Origin of the sequence: Aeromonas sobria (genome assembly GCF_000820145.1) — a bacterium.
In the GTDB taxonomy this organism is placed as follows: Bacteria; Pseudomonadota; Gammaproteobacteria; order Enterobacterales; family Aeromonadaceae; genus Aeromonas; species Aeromonas sobria.
Window position 1 is genome coordinate 1 of the sequence record NZ_CDBW01000029.1, and the last position, 12,129, is coordinate 12,129.

Annotated in this window: 8 protein-coding genes and 1 pseudogene; 7 read left to right on the forward strand and 2 right to left on the reverse strand. The window is 58.6% G+C overall.

The window, feature by feature from the left end:
• Positions 1-214: 214 nt before the first annotated feature.
• Positions 215-475, reverse strand: a pseudogene (locus BN1135_RS22665) (dipeptidase PepE); the annotation flags it as partial.
• 741 nt (positions 476-1,216) lie between these two features.
• Positions 1,217-2,428 carry a beta-ketoacyl-ACP synthase I gene (gene fabB / locus BN1135_RS13150; RefSeq protein ID WP_042021771.1) on the reverse strand — a complete coding sequence of 404 codons (1,212 nt, stop codon included), beginning with the start codon at positions 2,426-2,428 and terminating at the stop codon, positions 1,217-1,219.
• A gap of 769 nt (positions 2,429-3,197) precedes the next feature.
• Here fabB and ygeW point away from each other — a divergent pair.
• The 7 genes from ygeW (at position 3,198) to BN1135_RS13185 (ending at position 12,025) form a co-directional block, all read left to right on the forward strand.
• Positions 3,198-4,385, forward strand: coding sequence for a knotted carbamoyltransferase YgeW (gene ygeW, locus BN1135_RS13155; RefSeq protein WP_042021773.1), 1,188 nt, complete (start codon positions 3,198-3,200; stop codon positions 4,383-4,385).
• A 137-nt stretch (positions 4,386-4,522) separates the two neighbouring features.
• Positions 4,523-5,722: a diaminopropionate ammonia-lyase gene (gene dpaL, locus BN1135_RS13160; protein ID WP_042021775.1), complete on the forward strand. Its 1,200-nt coding sequence runs from the start codon at positions 4,523-4,525 to the stop codon at positions 5,720-5,722.
• Between the two features lie 109 nt (positions 5,723-5,831).
• Positions 5,832-7,049 (forward strand): YgeY family selenium metabolism-linked hydrolase, encoded by a 1,218-nt coding sequence (locus tag BN1135_RS13165; protein WP_042021778.1) that lies wholly within the window; start codon positions 5,832-5,834, stop codon positions 7,047-7,049.
• A gap of 109 nt (positions 7,050-7,158) precedes the next feature.
• Positions 7,159-8,610: a dihydropyrimidinase gene (gene hydA / locus BN1135_RS13170; RefSeq protein WP_042021781.1), complete on the forward strand. Its 1,452-nt coding sequence runs from the start codon at positions 7,159-7,161 to the stop codon at positions 8,608-8,610.
• A 104-nt stretch (positions 8,611-8,714) separates the two neighbouring features.
• Complete coding sequence (gene arcC, locus BN1135_RS13175; RefSeq protein WP_042021783.1) at positions 8,715-9,647, forward strand: carbamate kinase; 933 nt, start codon at positions 8,715-8,717, stop codon at positions 9,645-9,647.
• 195 nt (positions 9,648-9,842) lie between these two features.
• Positions 9,843-10,766 (forward strand): DMT family transporter, encoded by a 924-nt coding sequence (locus tag BN1135_RS13180; protein WP_042021784.1) that lies wholly within the window; start codon positions 9,843-9,845, stop codon positions 10,764-10,766.
• Between the two features lie 173 nt (positions 10,767-10,939).
• Positions 10,940-12,025, forward strand: a complete 1,086-nt coding sequence (locus BN1135_RS13185) for a calcium/sodium antiporter (RefSeq protein WP_042021786.1) — start codon at positions 10,940-10,942, stop codon at positions 12,023-12,025.
• The last annotated feature ends 104 nt before the right edge of the window (positions 12,026-12,129 follow it).

Sequence of the window (12,129 nt, forward strand, 5' to 3'; positions counted from 1 at the left end):
TTGGGAAACAACGCCGGGGTAAGGGAAAGAGGGATGGTTTCGCCATCCCTCTTTTGCTTTTCTGGCTGCGCTATAGATGGTCAGGCCATCTTGAACGGCGTCAACGCTGCCAGTGGGGCATCCATGAATTCCTGCACCTCCTCGCCGTCTTGTAGCTCTCGCCGCGGGCGCTCCAGTATTCGAGGGTGTCGCCGCTGCTCTCACCGATTATCTGCAGCAGCTGGTTCAGGCGCCAGGTATTGCCAGCGTTGATGAAGATGGAATTCATAGGGTTGTCGAACTGATGGATGCTGATGGTTTCCACCCCTAAGCTTGTGCCAAGCTCATTGGCCTTGGCATCCCAGTCACTGCTGGTCACTACATAGGGGATGAGGCGGATGCGCTTGACCTGTTTGCGAGCGAGCAGGGTTTGCGCCCGAGCTCAGCCGAGCAGACCCGTAAATTCGGTGGCTTTACGTGGTTGAGCAATAGCTATTCTATGAACCGTGTCCTATCGGATATATGGCTGGCATCTGCGGCTATGCAATCAGCTTACGGTATGGCTTCGGGCTAATGTGGCATGTGGCGAATCAGCTTGAGTGGCCATCTGCTCATGATGGTCACTTCCCAACCTTTGCCATTGCTCGCTCAACCATGGTGGCTGGGGTTCTTTCCAGTGACGCATGATTGCACTCGGGGCAGATCTCAAACCAGTTGTAGCCTCGTACCATGACGTCACTCTTGGGGGCGACCGTCTTGTGCCAGCCACATTTGGGGCAGTGAAAGGTAGAAGGGGGCGGGGTAATAGGCATAGGATCCTCAACAAGTTCCGTTTTGGTCCAATTTACCACAGTGACGACTTGTTGAGTGAAGCTGTTTCTGCATGTTGCATCGAAAATCCCCGTTCTTTCAGAACGGGATTAGGTCAAATAAGGTTCTTGATGGCTATGTCCCAATGATGTGTTGAAAGGCTCATATTCAAGTAGGCCATCAGAGATTACAGCGTTCTTCGGGTTGAACAACGGGATGGGGATATCCGGGGTTATATGGCTGGCAAGGGGAGGTAACGGGGTGGTATGGCAGGATGAGCAGCTGTTGGGGTGATACGAATAGAGGCAAATAAAAAATCCGAAACCAACTCAAGTGGTTTCGGATTTTTTCAGTTCTGAAGGACCAATCAAAAGATCCCAAGCTGATGGTGATTGCACCCTGAGGCGCGTTTTATATCAGCCGGATATCAGCCTTTGAACTTGCTGAACACCAGAGAGGCGTTGGTACCGCCAAAGCCAAAGCTGTTGGACATGATGGTATTGAGCTCGGCCTCTTCGTACTCGCGTACGATGGGCAGACCTTCAGCCTTCTCGTCCAGGGTCTCGATGTTGATGCTGGGGGCAATAAAGCCGTGTTCCATCATCAGCAGGGAGTAGACAGCCTCATGAACGCCTGCGGCGCCCAGCGCATGGCCGGTCATCGCCTTGGTGGCGGAGATCTTGGGGCCCTTGGTGCCAAACAGGGTCTGGATAGCTTCCAGCTCTTTGGTATCACCAACCGGAGTGGAGGTGCCGTGGGTGTTGATGTAATCAACAGTGCCAACACCTTGCATCGCCATCTTCATGCAACGCACCGCGCCTTCACCGCTCGGTGCAACCATGTCGTAGCCATCGGAGGTGGCACCGTAACCGGTCAGTTCGGCATAGATGTGAGCACCACGGGCCAGCGCATGTTCCAGCTCTTCAACGACCAGAATGCCACCGCCACCGGAGATAACGAAACCGTCACGGTTCGCATCATAGGTACGGGACGCTTTTTCCGGGGTGTCGTTGTACTTGGTGGAGAGGGCGCCCATGGCGTCAAACTGGATGGTAGAGGACCAGTCCAGCTCTTCACCGCCGCCAGCGAACACCACATCCTGTTTGCCAAGCTGGATCAACTCCATGGCGTGACCGATGCAATGAGCAGAGGTAGCGCAGGCAGAGCTGATGGAGTAGTTGACACCCTTGATCTGGAACGGGGTCGCCAGGCAGGCAGAGGTGGTGGAAGACATGGTGCGCGGCACCATGTAAGGACCCACACGCTTGACCCCTTTCTCACGGGCGATGTCCACAGATTCCGAGGTGTTCTTGCCGGAGGCACCACCTGAACCGACCACCAGGCCGGTACGCTCGTTGGAGACCTGATCTTCCGCCAGACCGGCATCTTCAATGGCCTGCTGCATGGAGAGGTAGGCGTAGGCCGCAGCGTCGCCCATGAAACGCATGACTTTACGGTCGATCAGTTCAGACGGCTCGAGTTTGATGTTACCCCAGACACGGCTGCGCAGGCTGTGCTGCTCGAACTGCTCGGAATAGGTGATGCCGGATTTACCTGCTTTCAGGGAGGCCAGCACTTCTTCCTTGTTGTTGCCGATACTGGAGATGACGCCGATACCGGTGATCACTGCTCTTCTCATTAATTCATCTCGTCTGGAAAAACTGGCACCAAGTCTACCCGCTTTCAGCTGCCAAACTGGTCTGCTTTCACTTAGTAGGTAGAGAAGGTGTGCTTATGGTGAGTGCGAGAGCTTATCACGCTGCCTATCAGGTGTCAGTAACGGGAGAGCTCATCCATCTGTCGTGGCAGAGTGAACGCTTGGTGGTCTCAATCAACCTGGTAGCCTGGTGTAGCTGCGGGCCTGCGACGGTGAACAACCGCTGCAACCCCCAGGCAAGCACGGGGAACTGCGCTATTGCGTCATGCCTCGCCCCAACGTGATGAGTGCAGTTGCTGAAGATGAAAGGTTATGGCAGGACGGCATTGCCCTTGGGGCTGTCTCCCGAGGCCCGGGATATATAGCGCAGATATCAACGCACTCTGTTGAATTATCATAATGATAATGGTCAGCCAGATTATATCATTTCAACCCCTGTAGAACGGGCTGAATGATAATTCTCACCCCCATTGGGCGAGACAATTTATTTATGATTATCTGGGGGGGTAATGCGTTGGTCAGATGTATCTGGCGTTTCATGGAATAAATCGCTGAAATAGCTGCTTTTTTTGTGGGTGGCATCACATACTTTCGCCATTTATTAATATCTGCCAGAATTTTATTAGCTTGGCATGGTTATTGATTGCCTTACATCGACGCTAACCGATGAGCTCACCCACAACCGGGATGCTGGTGACATCGTGAGTGAAAGGGGAGCTATCCATATCTCATCCAATGATTGGGGCGAACGATGAAAGCAGTTAACGAATTAATCAAAGAGATCAGAGCACTCAAGTCCAACCTGCATGAAAAAGATTTTCTGCTGACCTGGGAGCAAACCCCTCAGGAGCTGGAGCTGGTATTGAAACTGGCCGAATCCCTCAAGACCCTGCGCGCCGAAAATATCTGCACCAAACTGTTTAATAGCGGGCTCGGTATCTCGGTTTTCCGCGATAACTCCACCCGAACCCGCTTCTCTTACGCCTCCGCCTTGAACCTGCTCGGTCTGGCCCAGCAGGACCTAGATGAGGGTAAATCCCAGATCGCCCACGGCGAGACCGTCCGTGAAACTGCCAACATGATCTCGTTTTGCGCCGATGCCATCGGGATCCGTGACGACATGTTCCTCGGTGCCGGTAACGCCTATATGCGCGAAGTGGGCGCTGCACTGGACGAAGGGTTCGAAAAAGGTGTGCTGCCCCAGCGTCCGGCACTGGTCAACCTGCAGTGCGACATTGATCACCCGACCCAGTCGATGGCTGATCTCGCCTGGTTGCAGGAGCACTTCGGCAGTCTGGAGAGCCTCAAGGGCAAGAAGATTGCCATGACCTGGGCCTACTCCCCGAGCTACGGCAAGCCGCTCTCCGTGCCCCAGGGCATCATAGGTCTGATGACCCGTTTCGGCATGGATGTGACCCTGGCCCACCCGGAAGGGTATGACCTGATCCCGGACGTGATCGAAGTGGCCAAAGAGAATGCCAAGGCCTCCGGCGGCAGCTTTCGTCAGGTCACCTCCATAGAAGAGGCGTTCAAGGACGCCGATATCGTCTATCCCAAGTCCTGGGCCCCCTACAAGGTGATGGAGCAGCGCACCGAGCTGCTGCGTGCCAATGACCACGCTGGCCTCAAGGAGCTGGAGAAACACTGTCTGGAGCAGAACGCCAAGCACAAGGATTGGCACTGCACCGAGGAGATGATGAAACTCACCAAGAGGGGCGAGGCGCTCTATATGCACTGCCTGCCCGCCGATATTTCCGGTGTCTCCTGCAAAGAGGGTGAAGTGACCGAAGGGGTATTCGAAAAATATCGTATCGCCACTTACAAAGAGGCGAGCTGGAAGCCCTATATTATCGCCGCCATGATCATGGCCCGTAAATTCTCCGCTCCGGCCGAAACCCTGGAAAATCTGATTAAAGAGGCGCAAAAGCGGGTTAAATAAATAACAGCAGGGCAGGGTGAGTATTCATCCTGCCTAGACTGTATAACCCATTATTTCGAGTTTTCTCCCCGTGGCATCTGAATAACGGATCTCCCGGCGAGGCAGCTCTTTGTCAGGTAACGCCTAGTGAGGTAAGCATGTCCCAATTTTCTTTGAAGATGGATATTGCCGATAACCGCTTTTTTACCGCCGAGCCATCACCGCTGTTTTCCCGTGTTGAAGCACAAAAGGCTCGTGCCTTTCATAAAAAACTGGCCGGTTATGAGCCGACTCCCCTGTGCGACCTTATCGATCTGGCCGCCTATATCGGGGTGAAAAATATATTGGTCAAGGATGAGTCAAAGCGCTTTGGCCTCAATGCCTTCAAGATGCTGGGTGGCGTTTATGCCATCGCCAACCTGCTCTGTGAAAAATATGGGGTGGCTATCGAGGATTTCTCCTTTGATCTCATCAAACGCACCATCAAGGAGCCGATGACCTTCGCCACCACCACAGATGGCAACCATGGTCGCGGCGTTGCCTGGGCTGCCAAGCAGGTGGGTCAGCATGCGGTGGTCTACATGCCCAAGGGCTCCGCCCAGGAGCGGGTGGATCACATCCTCAACCTCGGTGCCGAGTGCATTGTCACCGACATGAACTATGACGACACCGTGCGCCTGACCATGAAGATGGCCGAAGAGCGCGGTTGGCACATTGTGCAGGACACCGCCTGGGAGGGCTACACCAAGATCCCGACCTGGATCATGCAGGGTTACTCCACCCTGGCCGACGAAGCGGTCGAGCAGATGCAGGATATGGGCATCAAGCAGCCCACTCACGTGCTGCTGCAGGCCGGGGTAGGGGCGCTGGCGGGCGGGGTGCTCGGTTATCTGGTTGACTGCTTCGGGGCAAAAAACCTGCACAGCATAGTGGTCGAGCCGGATCAGGCCGACTGCATCTACCGCTCCGGCGTGGCGGGGGAGATGGTCAACGTGGGGGGTGATATGCGCACCATCATGGCCGGTCTCGCCTGTGGCGAACCCAACCCGCTCGGCTGGCCACTGCTCAGAAGCTGCACCACCCAGTTCATCTCCTGTGACGACAAGGTGTCGGCGCTGGGCATGCGGGTGCTGGGCAACCCCCTTGGCAATGACCCCCGCATTATCTCCGGCGAATCCGGCTCGGTCGGCACCGGTGTGTTGGCGGCAGTACGTCACCACCCGGATCGCGCGGCGCTGATGGTGCGTCTCGGGCTGGATAGCAACTCGGTGGTGCTGATCATCAACACCGAAGGGGATACCGATGTGACCCACTACCGGGAAGTGGTGTGGGAAGGCAAGCATCCAGCCTGCGAGTAATCACCACGAATCAAAGAAATGATCGCGCCCTGTCAACGGGGCGCGGTAACGGGCACAGGGCGCTGCCGACGAACAGGCCGCGCACTCTCAGTTGTTATGGAGAATCACAATGAGCAAGCAAATTCCGTTTGAAATGGTGTTGGAGAAGGCCTACCAGTACAAGGCCGAGATGAGTCAGTTCCTGCGCGACATGATCGCTATCCCGAGCGAAAGCTGCGATGAAGAGCGGGTGGTACTGCGCATCAAGCAGGAGATGGAGAAGGTTGGTTTCGACAAGGTCGAGATCGACCCCATGGGCAACGTGCTGGGCTATATCGGCCACGGCCCGCACCTGATCGCCATGGATGCCCACATCGATACCGTCGGGGTCGGCAACCGCGCCAACTGGACCTTCGACCCCTATGAGGGGATGGAAGATCACGAGATCATCGGCGGCCGTGGCGCCTCCGATCAGGAAGGGGGCATGGCCTCCATGGTCTATGCGGGCAAGATCATCAAGGATTTGGGGCTGGAAGATAAATACACCCTGCTGGTGACCGGTACCGTGCAGGAGGAGGATTGCGATGGTCTCTGCTGGCAGTACATCATCGAGCAGAGCAAGATCCGCCCCGAGTTTGTGGTCAGTACCGAGCCGACCGACTGCCAGATCTACCGTGGCCAGCGTGGCCGTATGGAGATCCGTGTCGAGGTGCAGGGTGTCAGTTGCCACGGCTCCGCGCCGGAGCGCGGTGACAACGCCATCTTCAAGATGGGCCCGATCCTGGGCGAATTGCAGGAGCTCAGCCACAACCTTGGCAATGACGACTTCCTCGGCAAGGGGACCCTGACCGTTTCCGAGATCTTCTTCACCTCCCCGAGCCGCTGCGCGGTGGCGGACAGCTGCGCCGTCTCCATCGACCGCCGTCTCACCTGGGGCGAGAGCTGGCAAGGTGCGCTGGACGAGATCCGAGCCCTGCCTGCGGTACAAGCCGCCGGTGCCGAGGTCTCCATGTACCAGTACGATCGTCCGGCCTATACCGGTCTGGTCTACCCGACCGAGTGCTACTTCCCGACCTGGAAAGTGGAAGAGGATCACATCACGGTCAAGACCCTCTCCAAGGCCTATCGCGAGCTGTTCCGCAAAGAGCCGGTGGTGGACAAGTGGACCTTCTCGACCAACGGGGTCTCCATCATGGGTCGCCACGGCATTCCGGTCATCGGCTTTGGTCCAGGTAAAGAGCCGGAAGCCCACGCCCCGAACGAGAAGACCTGGAAAGAGCATCTGGTCAAGTGCGCCGCCATGTATGCGGTGATCCCCATGCTCTATCTGGCCGAGCTGGACAAGTAAGGGGTCTGCCGGGGGGTGACCGCTATCGTCGCCCGGCTGTTGCAAGTGCCCCGTCTGTGGCAGGCGGGGCCTTGGTGTTTGAAGCTATGGGAGGTTCGAGGTGGTGGGGATGAAACGGCTGATAAAAAACGGTGTGCTGGTCGATCCACAAGGGGAGTATCGTCAGGATCTGCTGATCGATAACGGGGTGATCCGCGCCCGTGCGGCCGATATCCAGCCCGATGGTGAGACCGAGGTGATCGATGCTAGCGGCTGCTACGTGATGCCCGGTGGCATCGACGTCCACACCCACTTCAACATCGATGTGGGCATCGCCCGCAGTTGCGATGACTTTTTCAGCGGTACCCGTGCCGCCGCTTGTGGTGGTACTACTTCCATCATCGACCACATGGGATTTGGCCCGGCGGGATGCAATCTGCATCACCAGCTGGCCCGTTATCACGACTACGCCGCCGATCAGGCGGTGATCGACTACAGCTTTCATGGCGTGATCCAGCATGTGGATGACGCCATCCTCCACGAAATGGCCGCCATGGTGCAGGAGGAGGGGATCAGCAGCTTCAAGCTCTATCTCACCTACCAGTACAAGTTGGGGGACCATGACGTGCTGCGCGCGCTGGCTCGCCTCAAAGAGGTGGGGGCGCTCGCCACCGTCCATCCCGAGAACGATGCCGCCATCGCGACGCGCCGTGCGGCCCTGTTGGCCGCTGGCCACCATGAGCCCTGGTATCACCCGCAAAGCCGTCCGCTGGAGTGCGAGGCGGAGGCGATCGCCCGGATGATCAATCTGGCGGGGCTGGCGGGCAATGCGCCGCTCTATATCGTCCACCTCTCCAACGGCTTGGGGCTGGAGTACCTCAAGCTGGCGCGCCGTCAGGGTCAGCCAGTCTGGGTGGAGACCTGCCCGCAATATCTGCTGCTCGATGACAGCTGCTACTACCGCGAAGACGGGGTCGACTTCCTGTTGAGCCCGCCGCTGCGCGGGCGCAGCGAGCAGGACAAGCTGTGGGTCGGCGTCGCTGCTGGCGACATCGATACAGTGGCGACCGATCACTGCAACTTCTCCCACGCCCAGCGCATGACCCTCTCGGGCGGCGATTTCAGCCGCTGCCCCAACGGCTTGCCCGGGGTCGAGAACCGGATGTTGCTGCTGTTTGCCCACGGGGTGCTCGGCGGGCGCATCTCGCCATCGCGCTTTGTGGCGCTCACCAGCGCCAATTCGGCGCGCCTGTTTGGCCTCTGGCCGCGCAAGGGCAATCTGCAGCCAGGGGCCGACGCCGATCTGGTGCTGATGGATCCCCGTGGCGAGACCCAAATCCGCCACGCCGCGCTGCATGACAACGGAGACTACAGCCCCTACGAGGGGATGCGCTGCCCCAGCCAGATCAGGATGACCCTCAGTCGCGGCGAGATCGTGGCCCGCGATGGTGAGTTCACCGGACAACGGGGTCATGGCCGCTTTCTGGCGAGGGCACCCTTTGATCCGCAGCTGGTTGATCCGCTGCTGGGCAAAGCGGTCAGTGCGCCATCCCCTTGCGCCACCCAGTTGGCAACTCGCTAGGGTGGGCATTTGCCACGGCACAAATGGCAGAAAACAGCACAGCGATAGACAGAACAACCGAGCCGGTATGACGCCGGCCAACCCTTATCATCGGAGAGCACAAGATGAAACAGCGTATCGTACTGGCCCTGGGGGGCAACGCTCTGGGCAACAACCTGCCCGAGCAGATGAAGGCGGTGCAGAGCACGGCGGGCACCATCGCCGACCTGATCGCCCAAGGGCACGAAGTGGTGGTCACCCACGGCAACGGGCCGCAGGTGGGGATGATCCAGCAGGCATTCGAGGTGGCGGCCCGCCACGAGCCAAAATCCCCCCATCTGCCGATGTCGGTCTGCGTGGCCCTGAGTCAGGGTTATATCGGTTATGACCTGCAAAACGCCCTGCGCGAAGCCTTGCTGGAGCGTGGCATCCACAAGCCGGTCGCTACTCTGGTGACGCAAGTGGAGGTGGATAAAAACGACCCCGCCTTCCTCGATCCGAGCAAACCCATCGGCGGTTTCTTCAGCAAGGAGGAGGCCGAGGTACTGATGGCGCAGGGTGAGCACCTCAAAGAGGATGCCGGTCGTGGTTATCGCCGGGTGGTGGCATCTCCCAAGCCCATTAACATTATCGAAAAAGAGACAGTCACCGCCATGCTGGCCGCCGGTCAGGTGGTGATCACCGTCGGTGGGGGCGGTATTCCGGTACTGCGGGAGGGGAACCATCTGCGTGGTGCCAGCGCGGTGATCGACAAGGATTGGGCCAGTGCCAAGCTGGCGGAACTGATCGACGCCGACATGCTGATCATCCTCACCGCGGTGGAGAAAGTCGCCATCAACTTCGGCAAGCCCGATGTGCAGTGGCTCGATACCCTGAGCGTGGCTGATGCCAACAGCTTTATCGCCCAGGGGCAGTTTGCCAAGGGCTCCATGTTGCCCAAGGTGGAGGCGGCGCTTTCCTTTGCCACCTCGCTGCCGGGACGCAAATCCCTCATCACCTTGCTGGAGAAGGCCGCCGAGGGGATCGCGGGCAAGACCGGCACCCTGATCAGCCAGTAACAGGCGTCTCTACGGTTGATATATGCGCAGGGGGCCTTGGCCCCCTGCTGTTTTTGGCAAGGGCGCTGCCGTGGCTGAGGTCGATATACTCATAGAGCGTGGCCCGACCGCCAGCACAGGGGTAAGATAGCCACCCCGATAAGGGGTTGGCCCACCGGAACAAGAGGCGAAAGGCAGAGCAATGCGTGGTGAGAGATGAGCACAAAGATCAATATGGCGGCGCTGGGGGGACTGGTCCTGCTCACCGCTATCTGGAGTTACAGCTGGATCGTGATGAAGCAGGTGATGCTCTACGCGGGAGCCTTCGAGTTCACTGCCCTGCGCTGCCTGTGCGGTTCCCTGGTGTTATTGCTGGTGCAGGCCCTGCGCGGCCGCCGTTATCTCAAACCCACCCCGTTTCGCTATACCCTCGCCATCGCGCTGTTCCAGACCTGTGGCATGGTGGGGTTGGCCCAGTGGGCCCTGATCAGCGGCGGTGCGGGCAAGGTGGCCATTCTGAGTTACACCATGCCGTTCTGGGTAGTGATCTTCGCGGCGCTCTTTTTGGGGGAGCGGTTGCGCAAGCTGCACTATCTGGCGGTTGGGGTGGCGGCCTGCGGGCTGCTGTTGGTGATCCAGCCCTGGCTGCTGCACCTTGAATCCCTTAAGAGCGCGCTGCTGGGGATTGCCTCCGGCATCTGCTGGGGGATCAGTGCCATCATCGCCAAGCGGATGTATGCCCGCCACCCCGGAGTGGATCTGATGTCCCTCACCACCTGGCAGATGATCTACGCCACTATCGTGATGACGCTGGTGGCGGCGCTGGTGCCAGAGCGCCCCATCGACTGGCAACCTTATGTGATGGGGGCGCTGGCCTATAGCGCCATCTTCGCCACCGCCATTGCCTGGAGTCTCTGGCTCTTCGTGCTGAAAAAACTGCCGGCAGGGGTAGCCAGCCTCAGCACCCTGGCGGTGCCGGTGACTGGCGTGCTGCTCTCCTGGTGGCTGCTCGGTGAAAACCCGGGGCCGGTAGAGGGGAGCGGCATCGGCCTTATCGTGCTTGCGCTGTTGGTGATCAGCCGCAAGGGCAAGCGCTCCGTGGTGTCGGTCGCAGGGGAGACCCGTATAAAGCACGGTTGAGCGGTTAGCGATCCGGCGCTGGGGTTCGTCTGGCGTGGATCAAGGCGCTCTTAAAAGAGCCCGCGACAGCAGAGCAACCTCTCGTTACTATGTCGTTACATAGCTGCGTTGGAACGCAGGTATATGATTCAATGTAATTATTTCAACGAACTTAACGGCAAGGATGAAACCGTATGATGACGCTGATGTGGTTGGCCATAGGCCTGGTGTGTCTGGTGGTGGGGGCTGAATCTCTGGTGCGAGGGGCATCGCGCCTCGCCACCATGATGGGTATCTCCCCGCTGGTGGTGGGATTGACCATAGTCGCTTTTGGGACCAGTGCCCCTGAACTGGCGGTGAGCATTCAGTCTGGCCTCGAGGGACAGGCGGGTATCGCGGTGGGTAACGTGGTCGGCAGCAATATCTTCAACGTGCTGTTTATTCTCGGCGTCTCGGCCTTGATTGTGCCGTTGGTAGTTTCGCAGCAGCTGGTGCGTTTCGATGTGCCCTTGATGATCGCCATTTCAGTGCTGGTGCTGCTGTTTGGTTGGGATGGCCGGATCTCAGCCTTCGAAGGGGCGCTGCTGTTTGCTGGTGTCGTCGCCTATACCGTGTTTCTGTTTGTCCAGAGTCGCCGTGAAACCAAGGCGGTGCAGGCGGAATATGAGCAGGAGTTTGGCCAAAAAGAGCCCGAGACACCTCACAGCTTGCCCCGCAATCTGCTCTTTATCGTGGCGGGATTGGGGATGTTGATCCTGGGCTCCCGCCTGCTGGTCAGCAGCGCGGTGGAGATTGCCCACTACTTCGGGGTGAGCGATCTGGTGATTGGCCTCACTATAGTGGCCGTCGGCACCTCACTGCCGGAGGTAGTGACCTCTATCGTCGCCGCCCTGCGCGGTGAGCGGGATATCGCGGTGGGCAACGTGGTAGGCAGCAATATTTTCAATATTCTCTGCGTACTGGGGCTCACCTCCATGGTGACGCCGGGGGGGCTCGAGGTGTCGGCCACCGCCCTGCAGTTCGATATTCCGGTGATGATTGCGGTGGCGCTCGCCTGCTTGCCCATCTTCTTCACCGGTTACACCATCGCCCGCTGGGAAGGGGCGCTGTTTCTGGCCTTTTACATCGGCTACACCACCTGGCTGATCCTGCACGCCACATCCAGTCCGCTGCAAAGCCAGTTCAGTGCAGCGCTGGTCGGCTTCGTGCTACCCCTGACGGCGATTACCCTGGCGGTGCTGGCGTTTCGTGCCTGGCGCCTGCAGCGAACCCAGCCGTGACGCAGGTAGCCCTGATGTAAAGGGAGCGGCATAACCCGACAGGCCGAAAAAAGCCCCACCATCACGGTGGGGCTTTCTGTTTGGCGGGTTGGTGCCGAAGTCGC